Source organism: Neobacillus kokaensis, assembly GCF_014656545.1.
GTDB lineage: Bacteria > Bacillota > Bacilli > Bacillales > Cytobacillaceae > Neobacillus > Neobacillus kokaensis.
This window is the reverse complement of sequence record NZ_BNDS01000001.1, coordinates 430,635-451,104: the sequence shown is the minus strand read 5'-3', so window position 1 is coordinate 451,104 and position 20,470 is coordinate 430,635. Positions and strand designations below refer to the sequence as shown.

Here is a 20,470-nt window from a genome sequence, read left to right as displayed (position 1 = left end):
GTTTTAACGTGGTAAAATAAAATAAAGTCAGCTAAGTCAGAAGGGTTATTATTGATCAATTTAAATAGCAATTTATTAGGTTTTTTCGTGACAATTATTTATGCCTTTTTTGGAGGTCTAATTTTCTCGGCCTTAAATACCCCCATTCCATGGCTTCTCGGTCCGATGACGGCGGTTTTTATCGGTGCTCGATTTGGACGATTTCAATACAATTGGCCAAGCTGGATTCGTAATGCCGGCTTGATTATTGTGGGATATTCTGTCGGTCTTTCGTTTACAAAGGAAGCACTCTTTGTCGTTATCGGAAAATTGCCGTCCATGCTGCTGGTAACCGTTTTGTTGGTTTGCTTTTGCGCTGGGATTGCTTTTGTCGTTTCGAAACTGTCAGGTGTAGATTATCCGACCGTGCTCACAGGGAGCATCCCCGGAGGACTGACACAATTGATTATTTTTGCAGAAGAAATGAAAGGTATCGATCTCACCACGGTTACATTTTTACAAGTAGCAAGATTGATGATGATTATCTTCTTTGTTCCATTTCTTATTTTAGGACCTTTTTTTAAAATTCGATACAGCAGGTGCCACAAGACGATATGTTGCTCAGCGTTGAGAGTTCCTTGCATGGGAATTTAGGAATCCTGCTTTTGCTTGCTGTTATTTGTATACTAAGTGCTTTACTTGCAAAAAAACTTAAATTTCCAACACCGCATTTGTTGGGACCCATTTTGGCAACAGCGATTTGCAATATTACCGGTTTACACGGTCCTGCCCTATCCGCTCCATTACTGGATCTTTCGCAATTTATGATTGGAGGCTACATAGGTCTGCTATTGAAACCGGAGAAATTAAACCATAAAGCACGGGTGATCTCTCTTGCTTTAATTAGTGGAATCGTGATGATTTTAGGATCATGGGGCTTAAGTCTGCTGCTTGTTTATTATTATCACATCTCCGCCGCCACCAGCTTTTTAGGCGTGGCACCCGGAGGAATGGATCAAATGGCGATACTCGCACACGAGGTGAATGCTGATTTATCTGTGGTCACCGGGTATCAATTATTCCGCTTATTCTTTATTTATTTCGCTGTACCGCCGCTGTTGAGGTTGCTATTCTTGAAACGAAAGGGAAATACCGACTAGAACTTCGGTATTTCCTTATACGCCATTTTCAGAATAATCTCCCGATGCTGCGGATATTTTTCCAACAGCTCGTCCTGGGTAAATAATTCAAAGTCCTGGAAGTCGAAACCTGGTGAAACCATGCAGCCTACCAAGGAGCATGTCCCTTCTTCTTTGACGGAAGATCCAAAAATAGAGTTTTTTGGAACTAGTGCTTGAGGCACCTCACCCTTTTCCAAATCCATCCCTAATTCGATTTCTTCATACTCTCCATTTTCATGAATAACATGAACAGTCAATGAACATCCGCCATGGTAATACCATAATTCATCCGATTTTAACCGGTGGAAATGGGAAATATCCTTTGAGGTTAACAAAAAATATATACTCGTATATAGCTTACGCTGGCCTGCGTAATTAACACTTAGCTCCTTAGAAGAAACTTTTTCCCCTGATTCAAAAGTCCTTTTGTAATAACCGCCTTCCGGATGGGGAGTCAGCCCCAGCTTGGTCGTCCAATATTCTAATTCACTTATTTTCAATATAAAAAACCCTTTCATTCGTATTGTCACTTCAATTCATTTACTATTATATCCGTTAAAAGGAGCCCTTTTAAAATTTTTGACTAATTTTGAGAAAAAATAACGATGGACTATTTTAAAATCCCTGATATAATGCAATATATGAATATATTACACTTATAAAGGTGGGCACTATGGGGAACACTTGTAGGTATGTTGTCAATGCTCTTGGTAAGGGTGGGGAAACATATTATACACAATGCAAAGATAAGCACGAATTAAAAAAATGGATTGCAGATAACCAGGAAAAATTAGTCATGCACGAACTAAACATTACAGACAAAAATCAGCACCCATTATTGAAACTATTCAAACCGAAAAAAATATTTTAGAAATTGGAGACGCCATCCCTTTAAGGAGCGGCGTCTTAGTTTTTGAAGCGCTCGATTTGATTAGTCAAAAACGTTAGTTTATTTTATGACCCTTTCCACTAAGTAACCGTTGCTTTCAAAATTGGCAAGCAAGCCTTCTTGTCCTTCTAAATGTCCTGCTCCAACAGCAGCAAAATAAATATCCCCGCTATCTATATAAGACTCAAGCTTTTTAATCCACCGTTTATTTCTCTCTTCAACCAGAATTTTATTTTGCCATTTTTCCACGTCATTCACAGGGATTTCATCGTCAAGTTTAATTTCTCCTTCTATGTAATCCTTAAATAAATGATTGAGCCCCTCTTTCGCTTCTGTTAATGGCGGAATTTGTTTTATTAATTGATCTGCCTCTGTTTCCGGATATGCCTTTTGAATGAGGTCAAAATGCTCTTTTGGGGACTCTAAAAATTTATAATTTACATGATAATTAGTGGCCAGTTCAGATATTTTATGATCAACCCCATAATCAACACTTAAGCCAGCTGTTTCTGCATTTAAGAACTGATTGATTACATACCAGAGCTTATAGTCCTGAAGGGATTCATACTTTACACCATATTCCTTGGCTCTTTCCTGTAGGTAGTCTTGGGATTCCTTTGATAGATAATGATTGAGAGTTTTACCATTACCTAGGAGAAATACCTTTTCATCGATTGATTGCTGATAGTCTCCCCTGTCAATCCCTTCACCATCCGTTTCCGTGACCAAATATTGTGAATCCTTCAGAGCCTCTTTGATTTGCTTTGGGAAAGGATACATTTCCTCTTTCCCAATGTGTATCGTTCCGAGTAAATACATATAGTGGTCACCTTTGCTGATTTTATAAAACGGCCATTTCACATTGAGCTGTGGCTTTTCTTTCGCATGATTAACGGTAGAGCAGCCAACTAAAGAAAACCCTGCAAGAAGTGAAACAACTAACAACACAAAACCTTTCAAGTTTAAAGACACACCCTTTCGTTTACCAATATCACCCAAACTATCCACCTCAGGCGTACAAAATGGACGGTTTGCCTTTTTGTGGGGTCAGGCACCAACTTCCTCGATTTCGTCCATAACGAATTTTCGCTTTTGGATATAAAGGAGTCTGATGGATAAAGCGATTCCTGCTGCGAGGAGGCCGACCGTTAGGCCGATCCAGTAGCCTCTTGCGCCTAGTTGTGTGTAATGGGCAAGGGCATAGCCAATAGGAAGACAAATGGCCCAATAGGCGAACAATGTCATTATAAAGGCGAGATTAACATCCTTGTAGCCTCTTAAAGCCGCCTGGGCAGTTGCCTGGATTGCATCCGAAATTTGGAAAAACAGGGCAAAGATTAAGAAATACGCTGTTAAATTGATGACCGCCGTTTCATTGGAATAAAACCCTGCCACCTGATAACGGAATCCGACCACGAACAAACCGGTTACGACCGCAATTACTACCGCCAAGACAATCCCAAGCCAGCTGTAATCCCTGGCATCTTTATAGCGTTTCGCCCCGACTTCATAACCTACTAAAACTGTCAAAGCCATTGAAATACTAATCGGAATCATGTACAAAAACGAAACGATATTTAAAGCTGACTGGTATGCTGCCACTGTCGTTACACTGAACTTACTTATTAAAATGGTGACAACTGCAAACATGCTTGTTTCGAAAAAGGTTGAGAGACCCATCGGTATCCCGATTTTTAAAATTTCCTTGCACTTTCCCCACGAGAATTCCCTCATATCGGTAAACACTCGATAGGCAGCAAACGGCTCTTCCGCTTTAACAATATAGACAGTAAAAGCTAAAATTGCCCAATACGTAATCGAGGTCGCATACCCCGCACCAGCGCCGCCTAGCTCAGGAAATCCCCATTTCCCGAAAATCAACACATAGTTCAAAAAGAAATTAACCGGAAGCGAGGAAATCATAATTACCATCACTACCCTAGTTCTCCCTAAAGCGTAGATAAATGACCTTAATACATTAAATAAAAATAAGGGTAATATACCAAAACTGAGTCCTATTAAATAGTCACGGGCAGTCCTCTGAACTCTTGCAGGCAAATCCATCGTAGCTAAAAGTGGCTCTAAAAGAAAGAATCCAAAAAAGATAATTATGATGGTTATAATAAAAGACAAATATACCCCTTGCTTCACTACTGAAGCAACTTCATTACTTCTTTTTTCCCCAAAATACTGTGCGGCAATAGGTGAGACTGCAAGCAAGATGCCGCTAAGCCCTGTAAAAACCGGATTCCAAATCGATGATCCAATCGCTACTCCGGCAAGATCAGCAGAATTATATTTCCCTGACATGATCGTATTAAAAAACACCATCGAAAACATGCCAAGCTGGGTGATTAAAATCGGAATTAACAGCACAAAGATCTGCTTTGTTTTTCCTTTTAAAGAAAAAGTTTGATTCATGATTGACTGCTCCTTGGAAAATATGTATCAAAATATCATTATAAGCTAAATTTTAGCATTTTTCCGCATCTAAATTGGCAAAACACAAAAAGACAGGAATAATCCTGTCTTGGTTGATTAAATTTCTTATTAATTTTCCCCTAGTTTTAATGTCCTTGACCATAGGTTCCGTGCCCATGATGGTAGCCATGTCCCGGATAATAGCCGCCGTGTCCATGGTGGTAGCCCATTCCTGGATAATAGCCGCCGTGTCCATGGTGATACCCCATCCCCGGATAATAGCCGCCATGTCCATGGTGGTAGCCCATCCCCGGATAATAGCCGCCGTGTCCATGGTGGTAGCCCATTCCTGGATAATAGCCGCCATGTCCATGATGGTAAGAGTCCATACCCGGAGTACCAACACCAGCGCCTGCACCAACATTTGCGCCCATTCCTGGCATTCCAGCACCTGTTCCAACATTCATACCCATCCCAGGAAAACCGCCAGGCATTCCCATAAATTGTCTATCCATTCTGCATCTCCTCCTCATATGGTTGCACAATAGTGTATGTGTCTATATGAAAAAAGGAATAGGTAATTGCCCAAATACGAAGCCATATTTCGTTCCTAGCATTAATTTGAAAACTGTGATTGCTATCACCACATCACCGCCAATAAGTTTTAAAATAGATTCAGGAGGGGATAGGTGATTATTCTTATGGAAAAGCAGTTCAATGACTTAACGATTTTTGAAGAATATCGAAACAGACAAGTCGTTTTGAATTATTATCAAGATGACGATTTTTTATGGAAACGAGATTGCTTTCATTTTGAATCGATTCAAGTTGATATCAGGAAACTAATATTCTTCAAAAAAAATGGCATTATCGTTGAAATTCCTCTTATGGAATATACATCGGCGGTGATTAACAATGACTTTCAAAATTATTATATTTTCAAGAATGGTACAGACCGATTGGAGATATATTTTCCTCATTAGAATGAAAATGGGGACCCCGCAAAGGAGTCCCTTTTATTTTTTCATAAGTTTAGATGGGTTGTTAATTTTATACAAGACAGGAGCTTCTACAATAAATTCCTCTTCTACATCTTTTCCTTTGGCCAATTTCTTTGCTACAACTTTTCCATCAAATTCAAGCAGCTCTCCTGGAGCCAGTTCAAATTTTTTCAGCGTTTTGCTGTGGCTGCACCAGGCAAGTCCTAGATCGAGTGGATTTTCCTGCTGGATTTGAACGTTTTCAAGAACGACTACCTCGTCATTTTCCTCATTAAAAGGATTATAGGTAAAGGCGAATTGTTTTACATTTGCCGTAAAATGGACCTTTTCAGCAGGAAGTTCAAGTTTTGCTGCTTTTGCTTTTTTAGGTTTTGGTTCAGATGGTTTGGAAGTCTTTGATTCAGCTTTTTTGATGGCCGTTTCCACTTCTGGTTCAGCCTCATTTGCTGAGCTGCTGTCTTTATCGGATGCCATTTCTTTAATCTCCTTATCCTCTAAAGCAGTTATTAAGCTTTCTTTACCAAAGCTCGATTGCTGCATCTCTTTCAAAAACGCAGGATGAATACTGGTCAACTTCCCATCCGGAAATTCGATGATTAACGTGTTAAACTCAGCAGTATTTCCATATATTTCGTACCCTTTAATAGAAACTGGCTGCTGGAAATTACGATCCTTGTACCAAAATTCCTTCTTAGCCGTGGATAATCCCCACTCCTTTAGCTTCTCTTTCATGTGCTCCTCATCGCGAAAGGTTTCGTATTCACCTTTTGGCGGCAGGTACTGGATTTGCTCCGATTGAGGTGCTTCAGTCGTCATTTTTCGCACACCCTTCCGTATGTAGTTTGAACCTATTATAACAGTTCCATAATTGAGGATAAAAGAATCCGAACATTCATTTTTTATATTTCAGATTTTGGCAAAAATTTTTCGTGCAATTTTAGTTTTTCCGAGTATAATAGCTTTGTATATCATAAGAAAATGGTGGAAAACATGCATGCGGACTTATAACGAAAAAATTAGTATATATCACGGAATGGTGTCAACTATTGCTTTAAATTTAGCAAGCAACTATTTTCCCATCTTTGCCATTACAATATTGGGTGCCACCAACTATCAGGTTGGCTTAATCAGCTCCCTCCCGCCGCTTGTTGCCCTCATTGTGACGATTCCGGCAGCGATTTTGCTAAACCGGCTGGAGCAGCAAAAGAAAATCGTTGCTCTGAACGTGTTTGGGGCTAGAGCAATGTTTTTGCTTTTAATTGGAGTTGCTTTTCTACCTCCCGCCTATCAAGCATGGGTGTTTCTATTGATTATTGCCTTAATGAACGTTCCTGGAACAATTTCAAATATTGGCTGGCAGACCTTGATCAGCGGGATGATCAGTGAAGAGCGAAGAGGGACATTCTTTAGTGACCGCAATCGCTTATTAACCGTCGTTGGAATGGTGACGATGCTGATTATTGGGATAGTCATGAAAAAACAATCGTACAACCCTGCTGCCTATCAAATATTATTTTTACTGGCATTTATTTTTGGTCTAATGGAAATGTTTTTCTTGTTTAAACATAAAGAAACGGTCCAGCCCAAAACGGGCGCTTCCAAACAAAATTCCTACATGGACTGGTCGATTTTTAAGAATCAAGGGTACAAATTGTTTCTGATTGCTGCTTTATGCTTTAATTTTACCTGGCAAATGGCGTGGGGTATATTCAATATTTATAACGTCAAATATGCCCATGTGACCATTCTCTGGATTAGTATTTTCTCCGTCGGGAACCAGTTGGTACAGATTTTTACCTTTCCATTGTGGAAAAAATGGGCCGAGCGGAAATCAAACACTTTAGTGTTCGTCTGGGTCGCCGTTGGTATGGCAACAGCACCATCGATGACTGTTTTATCAACCAATCTATATTATTTAACCTTTGTCCAAATGACATCCGGCTTTTTTGTATCTGGTACAACACTATTACTATTCAATCTATTATTGGAGAAATCGCCAAAGGAAACCAGAACCTACTGCATCACCACTTACAACGTCCTGCTCTCCTTTGTCGCATTCATCGCACCACAAATCGGAATCTGGCTGCTCGAAACAACAGGAGTTCACCTATCCATGCACATCAACAGCCTCCTCCGATTCATGAGCGCTGTAGTCTTCTTCGTGATGTATTTGAAATCAAAAACATCATCCTCTGTATCATCGGTGTCAGGCACCACCCGTGGACAAATGTAGCAATTTGTCCACGTGGGGTGGACAGTAGGCTGATGGAGAAAAATCTACTTCTTTTTTTGCTGATCTTTTTCCTTGAGGACTCTTCAGACCCTCTTTTTGGATGGCATCTGTCCTCTTGAACTCCTTTTTAAGTAATCTAGTTAAATCCCCCAATTATATACAAATAAAACCCCTTGCTGCATCATACTTTGTATAGAGCACCGAATTATGCAATCTGGAGGTTTAACAGCTTATGATTAGAATTAACTATCAGATTGTCAAGCCGGAGGATCTGTCTAATGAGTTTACCAGTGCTGAAAACAATGCAATCATTAAGCAAATGGGCTCCTATCAGCAAGTTTATCAATATCAAACCATCCAGGAATTAAAATTTGAGCTCTTCTTTCGTTCCAATATAATGAAGGCTGCGCGTGAATTAAATAGCAGCGGGGCAAAGTTTACAACATTTAGCTATGCCTTTCCAAATAAAAAATACTGGGACCGGCTCAGCAATGGAGGGTTCCTGCTCAAAAACAACGTCAGCCCTTCCACTGCGATTCTTGATATCCTGAAAAACGGAAAGCTCTATGCCTTTGAATGCTCTACCGCCATAGCCATCGTTCTCTATATAGCCACACTTTATTCGATTGGAAGCTCAAGATTTGATTTTCTGTTCACCAGACTTTACCTGATGGATTGGCAATTTGATGATGATCTTCCCATTCATCAAAAAAATGGGGATGACTATCTGCCTGGCGATGTACTCCACTTTAATAACCCTGACTTTGACCCGAAGCAGCCGCACTGGCGCGCTGAGAATGTAGTGTATTTTGGAGACGATCAATATTATGGCCACGGCGTTGGCATTCGCAATTCACGTACTATCATTGACTTCCTTAATAAAAAAAGAAAGCCATATCCAAAGATTTCAGCTTATCTCATGAATATGATTACTAGACCTGATTATAAAGCCTTCTTATAACTCTTATATGGGATGGTCACAATAAAGGTCGTCCCGCTTTCTGCTTTTGAATGCACTTCCATCATTCCATTCATTTTTCCAAGACTTTGCTTCACTAAATATAATCCATGACCCCGATTAGGACCTTTCGTCGAAATGCCTTTCAAAAAAATTTGCTCCATATGCTCCTCCGCAATTCCACCGCCAGTATCATGCACTTCCATCACAAGGACCTCATCATAATAATCAAATCGTAAAATGACCTTTTTCACTGGTCGTCCCTGGACTGCATCCAAGGCATTATCAATTAAATTCCCAAGTATCGTAATGACTTCATGTATGGTTTCCGTCTCCTCTGGTTTAGGAATGCTGCCTTCACCCTCAATCAAAAAGTCGCAGCCATTTTCTCTTGCATAGCTGAGTTTGCCTAAAATAAACCCGGCTAGCACAGGATCCTTAAAGCAGCTGACAACAAATTCTACTTCATTTTGCTGCTGATCAGCGACCTTTTCAATATAGGATGAAACGGCCTGATAGTCTTTCATTTGAACTAATCCCGAAATGGCGTGTAATTTATTTCTAAATTCATGTGCCTGAGTTCGCAGTGCTTCAGCATATTGCTTTACACCGGTTAACTGTTCAGCCAGCAATTTGATTTCCGTTTTTTCTCGGAAAGTAGTAATAGCACCGACTATGCTTTCATTTACTTCAACAGGAACTGAGTTTGTAATAAGGGTAATTCCATTTAGGTCATGCTCTTGGTCTAATAATGATACTCCATTATCTAAAACGGCATTAAGCTGAAAATAAGGCATGTAATCTTTAATTTTTGAGCCTATTGGAGACTCATAATAACCCGCCTCATGGAAAAGTCTAGTCCCTTCCGTATTCACCAAGGTAATTATCCCACTCTGATCGACTGCCAAAATCCCTTCCTTCGTCGATTGCAGCATGGCACTTCGTTCTTCTAACAATTTAGCAATTTCTATTGGCTCCAACCCAAATAAAATTTGTTTAACCTTTCTCGCTAGAAAAAGCGCGCCGAGAATTCCAACCACTAATCCCGCACCAACTCCGATATAAATAAATGTCCGTGCTTGCCCACTTGTCTTATTAACTTGTTCAAGCGAGATTCCAACAGCCACAGCCCCTATTTGCTTGTGCTGCCTATCATAAATTGGTGTGAAAGCACGTAAAGATATCCCTAAGGTTCCTTTTGCAATCGAAATATGCTCTTTCCCGTTTAATACCGGTCCTTCGTCCCCGCCGACAAAATGCTTTCCGATCTCACGCTTATTTGGATGCGACTTTCGTATTCCCTTCATATCCATCACGACAACAAAGTTCACTTTAGTCACACGTTTGATTTCGTTCGTGAAGGTTTGAATATCATCTTCACTATCATGACGACTGAGCCCATTAATGACAACCGGCGACCGTGCCACAATCCGGGCAATATCGGTTGCTTTTTCAGCCTGACTGCTCTCAATTCGCTCCGAAATCCAGTTGGAAATTAACAAATCCGTTACAAGTAACGCTAATAAAACCACTGTCAATACGAGTAAAATAATCGTTGTTTTTAAAGTAAATCTATTGCCTTTAAAACCTCTCTGCCCCACAATCATTCCTCCTGATTTATGAAGGAATAAACCTTAATACATTGCGTACCGATTAACAGGTCTGCCCACCCCGCCATACTGGATGTGAAGCTTTACTCTTCCTTCCTTTTCTAAATAATCCAGGTATCTGCGTGCCGTAATCCGTGCAATACCAATGCTTTCTGCCACTTCTTCAGCAGATACCGGATTATTCTGCTGAGAAATAAACATGGCTACCTTTGTAAGTGTATTGAAATTTAGGCCTTTTGGTAAATTTCCTTCATTAGACTCATTTTTTGTATTTTTAAAAATAATTTCATCTAACTCAGTCTGCAAGATTGACTCTTTTTCAGATAATTTAATTCGATATTCTTTATAGTTTTCTAACGATTTTTTAATTCGTTCAAAGGTAAATGGTTTCATGATGTAATCAATAGCCCCTTGCTGCAGAACCTGATGAATTGTGTCAACATCATCTGCAGCTGTAATAGCAATTACATCAACAGATAATGCCTTTGAGCGAATGCCTCTTAGCATGTCCACCCCGCCTAAATGCGGCATGTATAAATCAATAATCGCAAGATCCGGCCGCAATTCGTGAACCAATTTTATCCCTTCCACTCCATTGGAGGCTGTTCCGATGATGGAAAACCCATCAATTTTCTCGATAAATTGCCGGTGAACTTCCCTGACCATTGGATCGTCCTCTACTAAAATTACTCTTATCGGAAACACGTATTTACCTCCACAGTATTGATAATCATATTTTATTTTATAAAAAGCGGCACATTCACACAACTATTTTTACAAACCTGTATTACCACTTCGATCAAACCCCACTTCCTTGTACTATAACAAAAGGAACAATAAGAACAATATGACCAAAATAACATCATTTTCTGAATTTTTATTATCATTGAGTCAGGGGAATGAAAACGTTGTCAAATTAAACAAAGGGGTTGGAATTATGAAGATTAATTTTAAAAATCTGACTGTCCAAGTAATCTGCGGGATTATTCTTGGTATTATCATCGGATTTCTATTTCCGAAATTTGGGGCAGAATTAAAGTTTTTAGCGGACATTTTTATAAAATTAATTAAAATGGTCATCGCACCAATTGTCTTTTTCACGATTGTAATTGGAATTGGAAGCATGGGCGATTTAAAAAAGGTTGGTCGTATTGGCGGTAAGGCACTACTTTATTTTGAAATCATAACTACCTTTGCCCTCGCAATTGGTTTAATTGTCGTAAATATTATTAAACCAGGTTCTGGTTTTAATACTTCACACGTCAAGGGCGGGGATATTTCACAATATACTTCACAAGCCGCAGAAACGAGCCACGGGGCGATTGAGTTTATTTTAGGAATCATTCCCGATAATTTCGTTGGGGCAATGGCAAAGGGCGAGCTCCTTCCGATTCTTTTCTTCTCGGTACTTTTCGGAATAGCGCTTGCTTCCTTCGGGGAAAAAGGAAAGCCGCTAGTTCACTTATTTGAACAATTGACAGAGGTCTTTTTCAAGATTGTTAACATCGTCATGAAGTTTTCACCAGTCGCAGCTTCCGGTGCAATGGCCTATACAATCGGTAACTTTGGTCTCGGTTCGCTCGTGTCTCTAGGAAAATTAATGGGCAGTGTCTATTTAACAATGTTCTTATTCATCGTGATTATACTTGGTGCAGTAGCCAAATTGTATGGCTTTAACATCTTAAAATTTATTGTTTATATAAAAGAAGAAATATTGTTAGTACTCGGTACTTCTTCCTCCGAATCAGCTTTACCTAGAATGATGGAGCGGCTGGAGAAATATGGCTGCTCTAAGTCTGTGGTCGGACTTGTGGTTCCAACGGGGTATTCCTTTAACTTGGACGGTACTGCTATTTACCTTTCCATGGCAGCCCTCTTTATTGCACAAGCTTATAATGTAGACATTACAATCTGGCATCAAATTACCTTGTTAGGGATATTAATGTTGACTTCTAAAGGTGCAGCTGGTGTAACAGGTTCTGGTTTCATTACCCTTGCCGCTACCCTTTCAGCCTTCCCGGTTATTCCTGTTGAAGGAATAGCTTTATTGCTGGGTGTTGACCGCTTTATGTCTGAAGCACGCGCGATTACCAACTTAATCGGTAACGGTGTAGCAACAGTGGTTGTCTCTAAAATGGAAAATGAATTCCATCCAACTTCGGAAGTTAAAACAAAGAAAAAAGACATGTCGATAAGTGCGTAATAAATAAAAACCAGAGATGCGATCTTCGGATCAAATCTCTGGTTTTTTGGCTCAAAAAAGTGTTAGCTGTTTTTCAAAGGGTTTTGGCTACTTTTTCAACTGTTTTGGCTACTTTTTCAACTGTTTTGGCTTTTTTTTCAACTGTTTTGGCTATTTTTCATGATGTTTTGGCTATTTAGACATTTTCTGTAAAAATTACATCCATATAAGGTTGCGATCATAATTATCAGTATCTGATACCACTTTCACTTATTTAACATTTACGAATGCATCTTCTGCGTTTACTTTCTGGTTGATGACTTTGGTTTCTTTTAACCAACTGGCGACTTTGTCCCATGTTTGTGGGTCTTGGTAGCCGAATGGTTTGTCTTTGGCGTCCATAAGCGGCAGAAGGATGTCTAAGCTTTTCGTTTCGATATCCTTCTCCAGCGGGGATGATTTTTCCTCATGCTTTAATAATATTGAAAGCCCTTCTTCTGGATGCTCTGCCACATATTCTTGACCTTTCGTCATCGCTGCAACAAACTTTTTAAATACCTCCGGCTTCTCTTTTAACCCTTTTTCACTTCCAACCATAACTAATTCGTAATAATCCGGAACACCGTATTCTGCAGGGTTCAACGTTCGCATTGGGTGCCCTTCTTTATCGAGCAATAATTTCTCATGATTGATGTAACCACCGATCAAAGCATCCGTTTTCTTTGTAGCCATTGCCGGAATCAAATCCCAGCCGACATCGACCATTTTTACCTTTTGGGCATCACCGCCCGCTGCTTTCACCATTGTATTGATAATCGCTTCATCCAGTGGGATTGATGGATACCCAACAGTTTTTCCCACTAAATCTTTTGGAGATTGTATAGGACCATCTTCAGGAACCATTACTTGGTTCAACGGATGGCGGACAATGGCGGCAAATGATTGGACAGGAATATCCTCTCCCCTTGCAACAAGCACCTCCGGCTGATAGCTCATGGCCATGTCGATTTTTCCGGCAGCAACGAGTCTTAAAGGATCATTCGTATCCGCAGGCATTTCAATTTGCACATCCAAGCCTTGCTCCTTAAAGTAGCCCTTTTCTTCAGCTGCAAAAAGAAACGAATGGACAGCATTTGGATACCAATCTAGCATTAAAGTAACTTTTTCCAACCCCTTTTCCTTCCCTGCTGTTTTTGCAGACTCTTCCTTACCGCAGGCACCTAAAACAACTAAGCATAGACTAAATATAATCAATAGAATTTTTTTCATAAAAATTGACTTCCTCTCCTGAAGTTTAGTTAACATAATGTATTTACAGTAATTTATAATTACCGGCACTTTAAGCAAGCTACCGGCAGATTTTCAACCTTTACCGGCACCTGGACCGTCCCATATTCCAAGTACACCAATGCAGCAGAAGAATCGCCCCTATGTTTCCTAGCGTCCTCTCATTACATTTTTCAACAACCGCTTTTCTATGAAACTAATTACTAAAAATAGGCAGATTCCCATTAAAGACAATAGGAATATGGCTGCGAATACTGAGTCCGCCTGTAAATTACCGGACATCCTGCGGCTGAAGTATCCTAAGCCTTCGCTTGCCCCGAGCCATTCACCAATCGTTGCCCCTGTGACACTGTACACAACGGCCATTTTTAACCCTGATAGAATGGAAGGCAAGGCCATGGGTACCTGGATTTTTTTAAAAATCATCCAGCGGTTTGCTCCCATCGTCCGTAGCAGCTCCCGGTATTCATTTCCTCCCGCCTTCAGTCCGTCATAGGTACTAACGACAATAGGAAAAAAAGCAATTAAAAACGTAACTGCCACCTTGCTCCAAATCGTATAGCCGAACCAAAGAATAAAAATCGGTGAAATCGCGATCAGCGGCACCGTTTGTGAAATGACAAGGAAGGGATACAAGATTTTTTCTAACGAACGTGAGAAATGCATCCCGATACCGAATAAGAGTCCACCTGCAAGTGAAAAACCAAAACCAATTAAGACTTCCAAAAGGGTTGCAGGCAAATGCTCTCCAAAAAGCAGCTCTCTATTTTCCACAAGCGAGCCCCAAATAGCTGTTGGGGAAGGCAAAATAAATGCTGGAACCGCCCCGGCAAGTACAATCCACTCCCAAATAGAGATGAGGCAAATCACAGCAAGGAAAAACAAGCCATAATCAGCGGTCCATTTTTTCCATTTAGTTTTCATGATGAATCAGCCGCTCCAGTTCTTTTCTTAACTCTATAAATGCTGGTTGGTAGATTTGCTCCGAATTTCTTGGTCTTGGCAGGTTAACCTTCCATTCTTGAACATTGCCATCTCCTATTAGGTAAATCCTGTCACTTAACAGAATTGCTTCCTCCAAATCATGGGTGATAAACAATACAGTCTTCTGCAAATCCTCCCAGAGACCAAGGAGCCAGCTGTGCATTTTCCGTTTCGTTAAGGCATCCAAGGCTCCGAATGGTTCATCAAGCAATAACAGATCTTTTCCAGTCATCATTGTTCGTAAAAAAGCGGCCCGCTGCCTCATTCCACCGGAGAGTTCATCTGGAAAGGCGTTTTCATAGTCTGATAAACCGAAGCGGGATAACCATTCGCGTGCCTCAGCCAGATTTCCCTTCTTCCCCCTTACTTCCAAGGGAAGCAATACGTTATCGAGAACGGGTCTCCATGGTAATAGCAAGTCCTTTTGCGGCATGTAGCCTACTTTGCCTAAACGTCCTCCAGAAAAATCCCCGTTAATCCCGATTTTGCCCTGGTCCGGTTCTAATAAACCGGTAATCAATTTAAACAGCGTACTTTTTCCGGATCCACTTGATCCAATCACAGACACAAATTCTCCGGGATTGACGGTTAGATTTATTTTTTGAAAAATCGGCCTGTTTCCTTGGAAGGCATATGTTAAATCATGGATGGATAACATCAATGTGTCAGACAGGCCAATCGCCCCCCTCATAGGCCATATCCCAAAACATATATTCAAACCGTGATGTGGTCAGGAAGTGTTCTTCTAAAATTGCTAATTCACGCTCTGGCTTTCCGTCCGTCAGACGATCTAAAATGTCTATCAGCCATAACGATAACGAACCAAATTCATCAGAAGAATACATGGTTACCCAATCACCATATAAGGAATGATCTTTCGAACCCGGGCAGGTTTCAGCCAGCAATTTGCCAATTTCCCAATAGCTCCACATACATGGAAGCAATGCAGAAATTAATTCTTCCAATGACCCGTTTTGTGCTACCTTCAGCATGTAGCTTGTATAAGCTAAATTATTAGGCAGCGGTTTCGTCTCTTCCAACTCTTGGCTGGTGATGCCAAAACGTTCCGCATACTTGCGGTGAAGGTCCATTTCACCATGTAAAATCTCGTCCAGCAGCTTGGCAAATGCCGCCATCGTTTCAACGTCATGAGCTTTCACAGCACCGTAAGCAAACATCTTAGAATAATCAATCAAATATACATAATCTTGTTTCATATAACGGATAAATGACTCAACCGGCAGCTCGCCCGTCCCCAAACCGACTACAAATGGATGCTGATGTGTTTTTCCCCAAATATCTCCTACTTGTTTAAACAGTCTTTGTGAAAATTTCATCCTACTCTTCCCCCTTTTTCGTATTACACCATTCTGCAATAAACACAGCCATAACCTTTGTAAAATCTAGCAGCTGCTGAACTTCTACTTTTTCGTTAACAGCGTGAGCATCTTCAAGTTTTCCTGGTCCGAAGATAACTGTAGGAATTCCTGCCCGGCCAAGCCAGCCGGCATCTGTAACGGTCGTCGACATGCCAACAGCTGGCATATGTCCCAGCAATTTTTCGTAGGAGTTTGTTAGCGCATGCATGCCTGGATGTTCGTTATCCAATTCTAATGAAGGAAAAATTTCTCCCCGGTCGACAATCATCGATTTCCCGCCCCAGTTAAATTGCGGCGGATTCTCTCGAAGCCACGGATCCGCTGCTGAAACCGCACGGATATGATCCTCAATTTCCTTGATAACCTCTTGATAATCTTCATTCGGGTAAAAATGAACCGTGATCCACAGTGCACAGCGGTCGGCGACAAAAGCGGCGTGCCTGCCTCCTTCTATCACCGCTGGATTTATCGTATTCGTCCCCGGTGGAAATCCTTCGTAGGATTTAGTCACTGCCCAGTGGCGCTCAAGCTCCTGCAGACCTGTGATGATTTTCACCATTTTCTCTATCGCGCTGGCCCCTTTTACACCACCGCCAGCATGAATCATTTTTCTTCTCAGACCATCATGATGGGTTTCCTTACTTTCAATCGTAATCCATCCGGTGATCACACCGCCTTGTCCTTGAATATGTAGGTCGCTTGTATCCACCACAACAGCATAGTCAGCTGAATACCCTTTCTCCACACATGCAAGAGTTCCAGCCTCACCAACCTCTTCACCGATTACTGACTGAAATTGAAGGTCGCCTTTAAATGAGACGCCAAGGTCTTGCAGCAGTTTGATGGCAAATAATGATGCAGCAATACCGCCCTTCATATCAGCAGCCCCGCGTCCATAAAGATAGGAATCTTGGATTCTAGCTGCAAATGGTGATGAATGCCACTCCCTTTCATCGCCAACCTCCGCTACATCCACATGGCCATTGACAATTAAACTATTATATTCTGTTGAAGCTTCCCCTTTTAATATTCCAACTACGTTTGGGTCCTCAGGGTACACTTCCCATTTATCCGTTTTAAATCCCATCTGCTCTAAATATGTTTTGATAAAGTCTTGGATATCATTTGTATTTCGTGCAGGCGGACTTACTGTGGGATATGAAATTAATTGGCTGAGCAGGTGGATTAGTTCCGCTTTTCGTTCTTCCACTTGCCGTGAGATTGTTTCAACAAGACGTTCCATTTTTTCTCCCCCATTTCCCTTTTTGTACAAAGAAACCCGCTTACCAAAACAGCGGATAGCAGGTTTACTTTCGAAGCAGTTCATGTTTCAATTGTCCTCCGCTGGTATGTTCCAGTTCTAGTTCAAAGGGTTCTGACAGTACCAGTCCATCTCAATCCAAGCTGGCTTCCCCTAGCAACAAATTTTATTTTGATTTTAGAACATGAACTTCATCGGCTGCCCCTACATGCAGAACTTTCTTTCGTAAAAAAACAACTAAAATAACAAATCCAAGCAGCGCTCCCGCAAATGAGCTAAAAATAAACAAGGGAATAAATCCGAATAACGTTGCTTTTTGCCCCAAGAAAAGAGTTGCGATTGGATAGCACAAAATGGCACCTATGATTCCCGTTCCAATTACCTCACCTATGACTGCATGATAAATTTTCTTTGTTTTTGCAAAAATTAACGCCGCCAATAAGGCACCAACCATACTTCCTGGAAAAGCAAATAGGGATCCCGTGCCCATTAGATTTCTAAGAAGCGAAACACAAAAAGCTTGTGCAACGGCGTAAACAGGGCCTAAAAGAACTGCTGATAAGACGTTTAGAAAATGCTGCATCGGGAATACCTTGGTAAAACCCACCGGAATCGCGACCACGCTGCTTGAGACAGTGCCAATAGCAATCATCATTGCCGTTAAGGTCAATTTATAGGTTTTCTTCATTTCGATAGACCTCCATCTTTAGGGCATTAGCTGCTTCCAGTGGTGATTCTGCATGGCTAATAGCCGTGATAACCGAAACACCATCGGCCCCCGCTTTAATCACACTTGCTGCATTATTACTTGTAATTCCGCCAATCCCGACAATCGGAATGGTGAATCCCTCGGAGCGTAATTTTTCAATTAGCCTTGTTCCTTGGGACCCTTTGGCGTCTTTCTTTGTGGCAGTTGGAAAAACAGGACCAATTCCAAAATAGTCTGCGCCTTCTTGTTTCGCCGCTGCAGCTTCCTCCATTGTGTGAACAGAAACACCCAGGATTTTTTCATGACCGATTTTTTCCCGAACTATATGAATTGGTTCATCTTCCTGTCCGATATGAACACCGTCCGCATCAAGCTCGACTGCCAGCTCGAGGTCATCATTCACTATGAAAGGAATCTGATGCTGTTGACAAATTTGTTGCAGCTCTTTCGCCAGCTTGTATTTGGCAGTACCTGTTAATGCCCCTTCACCTTTTTCACGAAATTGAAAAAGGGTGATACCGCCTGCGATTGCCTCTGTTAATACTTCTTTAGGTGGTTTTTGGCAATTTGGACTGCCCATAATAAAGTAGACTTTTAAGGCCTGTTGTAGATTTTTCATCTTGGTGCATACTCCTTTACGGCATTTCTTTTTTGATATGCCCAATGGTTTGTAGGTCCGTGCCCATGTCCAACTTGGATTTGGTCTTCAATTGCTGCTTGGATAAATTGCTTCGCAGTTTGCACAGCTTCTTGTATACTTGCTCCTTTTGCCAGCTCAGCGGTTATTGCAGCGGAAAAAGTACAACCTGTACCATGGGTATTTTTCGTATTCATTCGTTTGCTTGTATACGTGTAGAATTCTTTCCCATCAAATAATATATCGATGGATTCAGAAGGATCTTCATCATGACCACCTTTAATGATGATATTGCTGACGCCTAGTTCATATAATTTTTTGGCAGCGTCTTTTTTCTCCTGGGAGGTTTCAATCGTCATTCCTGTTAGGACCTCAGCTTCCGGAATGTTTGGTGTTATCACTTTTGATAGCGGCAATAAGTATTTTTTTAGCGCTGATATGGCTTCTGTTTGCAGCAGGGAAGCACCGCCTTTAGCAATCATGACGGGATCAACCACAACATTTTTCCATTGGTATTTTTTTATTTGTATTGCAACAGCTTCAATAATTTCCGCATTAAATAGCATGCCTGTTTTTATTGCATCAGCACCGATATCTTCACCAATGGCATAAATTTGGTTGACGACGGCATCTGCTGTCATAGGATATACACCATGGACTCCTAATGTATTTTGTGCTGTGACAGCGGTGAGGGCGGACATTCCGAAAACGTTCAGTTCTTGAAATGTCTTAAGATCTGCCTGAATTCCTGCCCCGCCGCCGGAGTCAGAACCAGCAATTGTTAAAGCTTTTTGCATTATAATCGTCTCCTTTTTGATTGGTATATTTACTGGAAACCTAGAACAAATTGGAGGAATCCCCTTTACGTGACCAAGAGCCCTGGTTTTTCCTCCGTTCGGGCACGTATGCGCTTTCAACCTAATCGCAAAAACAAAATTATTGCACTATTTTAAATGAACCCATTCGATAAAGATCCTTATCTCCAACTAGTGACAATTGATTCAAAAATTCAATCTGGAAACTTCCTGTTCCCTGGCCATAAGTTTTTTCAACAGCCTTTTCTGCAGCAACGCCATAAAACATTAAAGCAGCAGTCGATGCTTTTAGTACATCCTTTTCCACTCCCGCAAACGCACCGATGACCGAGGTTAACAAACAGCCTGTCCCTGTTACCTTCGTTAAAAGCGGATGTCCATTTGCCACCACATAGGATGTGGTCCCATCCGAAGCAACATCCTCTTTTCCGGTAATCACAACGATGCAATTCAATTTACGGGCGGCTTCTGTTGCAAGTGTCAATACATTTCCTTCCGAGGCCCCAGCATCGACCCCTTTAATCTCCCATTTTTCTCCTATTACATTAGCTATTTCAGCTGCATTGCCCCTAATCACGGCAACCTTCACTTTAGACATAATTGTTTGCGCACTTTCTGTCCTAAATCGGGTCGCTCCGGCTCCCACCGGGTCGAAAATGACGGGGACATCAAGTTCATTTGCACTCATTCCAGCTAGAATCATAGATTCTACTGTCTGCCCATTTAACGTGCCGATATTTAAAACAAGGGAACTAGCAATCTTCGCCATATCCGCGGCTTCCTCCGGGGCATTTGCCATAACAGGGGAGGCTCCAACCGCCAGCAGCCCGTTCGCCGTAAAATTGGTTACCACTGTGTTTGTGATGTTATGTACAAGTGGGTTCTCATCCCTAATTCTTTGCAACATCTTACATACGTCGTTTTTATCCATGGTAGTCTTCCCC

General features: G+C 41.2%; 23 protein-coding genes. 7 read left to right on the top strand and 16 right to left on the bottom strand.

The annotated features are described in order from the left end of the window. Positions 1 to 51: 51 nt before the first annotated feature. Together IE222_RS26290 and IE222_RS26285 are read left to right on the top strand one after the other, a co-directional pair. Positions 52 to 633 (top strand): AbrB family transcriptional regulator, encoded by a 582-nt coding sequence (locus IE222_RS26290; RefSeq protein ID WP_223282551.1) that lies wholly within the window; start codon positions 52 to 54, stop codon positions 631 to 633. After that, on the top strand, positions 594 to 1,139 hold the full coding sequence (locus IE222_RS26285) for an AbrB family transcriptional regulator (protein ID WP_223282550.1): 546 nt from the start codon (positions 594 to 596) through the stop codon (positions 1,137 to 1,139). The genes IE222_RS26290 and IE222_RS26285 overlap by 40 nt, the downstream gene beginning before the upstream one ends. Here IE222_RS26285 and IE222_RS02185 read toward each other — a convergent pair. Beyond that, positions 1,136 to 1,660, bottom strand: coding sequence for a cupin domain-containing protein (locus IE222_RS02185; RefSeq protein ID WP_223282549.1), 525 nt, complete (start codon positions 1,658 to 1,660; stop codon positions 1,136 to 1,138). The two genes, IE222_RS26285 and IE222_RS02185, sit on opposite strands and share 4 nt — an antisense overlap. 173 nt (positions 1,661 to 1,833) lie before the next feature. On the opposite strand from IE222_RS02185, the gene IE222_RS02180 reads away from it, so the two are divergent. Then, positions 1,834 to 2,031 (top strand): hypothetical protein, encoded by a 198-nt coding sequence (locus IE222_RS02180; protein WP_191269227.1) that lies wholly within the window; start codon positions 1,834 to 1,836, stop codon positions 2,029 to 2,031. Positions 2,032 to 2,109: 78 nt separating this feature from the next. On the opposite strand, the gene IE222_RS02175 is transcribed toward IE222_RS02180, so the two are convergent. The 3 genes from IE222_RS02175 to IE222_RS02165 form a co-directional block, all read right to left on the bottom strand. Continuing rightward, a complete protein-coding gene (locus tag IE222_RS02175) occupies positions 2,110 to 3,048 on the bottom strand; it encodes a TraB/GumN family protein (RefSeq protein ID WP_191269225.1) in 939 nt (312 codons plus the stop codon). Between the two features lie 48 nt (positions 3,049 to 3,096). Beyond that, on the bottom strand, positions 3,097 to 4,470 hold the full coding sequence (locus tag IE222_RS02170) for an MATE family efflux transporter (RefSeq protein ID WP_191269223.1): 1,374 nt from the start codon (positions 4,468 to 4,470) through the stop codon (positions 3,097 to 3,099). 146 nt (positions 4,471 to 4,616) lie between these two features. Further along, on the bottom strand, positions 4,617 to 4,985 hold the full coding sequence (locus tag IE222_RS02165) for a hypothetical protein (RefSeq protein ID WP_191269221.1): 369 nt from the start codon (positions 4,983 to 4,985) through the stop codon (positions 4,617 to 4,619). A gap of 174 nt (positions 4,986 to 5,159) precedes the next feature. On the opposite strand from IE222_RS02165, the gene IE222_RS02160 reads away from it, so the two are divergent. Continuing rightward, positions 5,160 to 5,453 (top strand): hypothetical protein, encoded by a 294-nt coding sequence (locus tag IE222_RS02160; protein ID WP_191269219.1) that lies wholly within the window; start codon positions 5,160 to 5,162, stop codon positions 5,451 to 5,453. A gap of 33 nt (positions 5,454 to 5,486) precedes the next feature. Here the strand turns inward: IE222_RS02160 and IE222_RS02155 are convergent, their stop codons facing one another. Beyond that, positions 5,487 to 6,287 carry a hypothetical protein gene (locus IE222_RS02155; protein ID WP_191269217.1) on the bottom strand — a complete coding sequence of 267 codons (801 nt, stop codon included), beginning with the start codon at positions 6,285 to 6,287 and terminating at the stop codon, positions 5,487 to 5,489. 178 nt (positions 6,288 to 6,465) lie between these two features. On the opposite strand from IE222_RS02155, the gene IE222_RS02150 reads away from it, so the two are divergent. Both IE222_RS02150 and IE222_RS02145 read left to right on the top strand, forming a co-directional pair. Beyond that, on the top strand, positions 6,466 to 7,704 hold the full coding sequence (locus IE222_RS02150) for an MFS transporter (protein ID WP_191269215.1): 1,239 nt from the start codon (positions 6,466 to 6,468) through the stop codon (positions 7,702 to 7,704). Positions 7,705 to 7,936: 232 nt separating this feature from the next. Next, on the top strand, positions 7,937 to 8,665 hold the full coding sequence (locus IE222_RS02145; RefSeq protein WP_191269213.1) for a protein-glutamine gamma-glutamyltransferase: 729 nt from the start codon (positions 7,937 to 7,939) through the stop codon (positions 8,663 to 8,665). On the opposite strand, the gene dcuS is transcribed toward IE222_RS02145, so the two are convergent. Beyond that, a complete protein-coding gene (dcuS, locus tag IE222_RS02140; RefSeq protein ID WP_223282548.1) occupies positions 8,647 to 10,263 on the bottom strand; it encodes a DcuS/MalK family sensor histidine kinase in 1,617 nt (538 codons plus the stop codon). The two genes, IE222_RS02145 and dcuS, sit on opposite strands and share 19 nt — an antisense overlap. A 33-nt stretch (positions 10,264 to 10,296) precedes the next feature. After that, positions 10,297 to 10,977 carry a response regulator gene (locus IE222_RS02135; RefSeq protein ID WP_223282547.1) on the bottom strand — a complete coding sequence of 227 codons (681 nt, stop codon included), beginning with the start codon at positions 10,975 to 10,977 and terminating at the stop codon, positions 10,297 to 10,299. A gap of 232 nt (positions 10,978 to 11,209) precedes the next feature. On the opposite strand from IE222_RS02135, the gene IE222_RS02130 reads away from it, so the two are divergent. Further along, positions 11,210 to 12,475: a dicarboxylate/amino acid:cation symporter gene (locus tag IE222_RS02130; RefSeq protein WP_191269210.1), complete on the top strand. Its 1,266-nt coding sequence runs from the start codon at positions 11,210 to 11,212 to the stop codon at positions 12,473 to 12,475. 249 nt (positions 12,476 to 12,724) lie between these two features. On the opposite strand, the gene IE222_RS02125 is transcribed toward IE222_RS02130, so the two are convergent. The 9 genes from IE222_RS02125 to thiM form a co-directional block, all read right to left on the bottom strand. Continuing rightward, a complete protein-coding gene (locus IE222_RS02125) occupies positions 12,725 to 13,723 on the bottom strand; it encodes an ABC transporter substrate-binding protein (protein ID WP_191269208.1) in 999 nt (332 codons plus the stop codon). 168 nt (positions 13,724 to 13,891) lie between these two features. Further along, the gene (locus IE222_RS02120; protein WP_191269206.1) at positions 13,892 to 14,665 is read right to left on the bottom strand and encodes an ABC transporter permease; all 774 of its coding nucleotides are present in this window, start codon (positions 14,663 to 14,665) and stop codon (positions 13,892 to 13,894) included. Then, positions 14,655 to 15,416: an ABC transporter ATP-binding protein gene (locus IE222_RS02115; RefSeq protein ID WP_223282546.1), complete on the bottom strand. Its 762-nt coding sequence runs from the start codon at positions 15,414 to 15,416 to the stop codon at positions 14,655 to 14,657. Before IE222_RS02115 ends, IE222_RS02120 begins: the two co-directional genes overlap by 11 nt. Then, positions 15,391 to 16,062, bottom strand: coding sequence for a thiaminase II (gene tenA, locus IE222_RS02110; RefSeq protein WP_191269202.1), 672 nt, complete (start codon positions 16,060 to 16,062; stop codon positions 15,391 to 15,393). Before tenA ends, IE222_RS02115 begins: the two co-directional genes overlap by 26 nt. Position 16,063: 1 nt before the next feature. Then, entirely contained in the window at positions 16,064 to 17,347 is a 1,284-nt protein-coding gene (locus IE222_RS02105; protein ID WP_191269200.1) for an acetylornithine deacetylase, read from the bottom strand. Positions 17,348 to 17,531: 184 nt separating this feature from the next. Beyond that, positions 17,532 to 18,053, bottom strand: coding sequence for an energy coupling factor transporter S component ThiW (thiW, locus tag IE222_RS02100; RefSeq protein WP_191269198.1), 522 nt, complete (start codon positions 18,051 to 18,053; stop codon positions 17,532 to 17,534). Continuing rightward, positions 18,037 to 18,693 carry a thiamine phosphate synthase gene (gene thiE, locus IE222_RS02095; protein ID WP_191269196.1) on the bottom strand — a complete coding sequence of 219 codons (657 nt, stop codon included), beginning with the start codon at positions 18,691 to 18,693 and terminating at the stop codon, positions 18,037 to 18,039. The genes thiW and thiE overlap by 17 nt, the downstream gene beginning before the upstream one ends. Next, positions 18,690 to 19,508, bottom strand: coding sequence for a bifunctional hydroxymethylpyrimidine kinase/phosphomethylpyrimidine kinase (gene thiD, locus IE222_RS02090; protein WP_191269194.1), 819 nt, complete (start codon positions 19,506 to 19,508; stop codon positions 18,690 to 18,692). The genes thiE and thiD overlap by 4 nt, the downstream gene beginning before the upstream one ends. A 139-nt stretch (positions 19,509 to 19,647) precedes the next feature. After that, positions 19,648 to 20,457, bottom strand: a complete 810-nt coding sequence (gene thiM / locus IE222_RS02085; protein ID WP_191269192.1) for a hydroxyethylthiazole kinase — start codon at positions 20,455 to 20,457, stop codon at positions 19,648 to 19,650. Positions 20,458 to 20,470 lie beyond the last annotated feature (13 nt).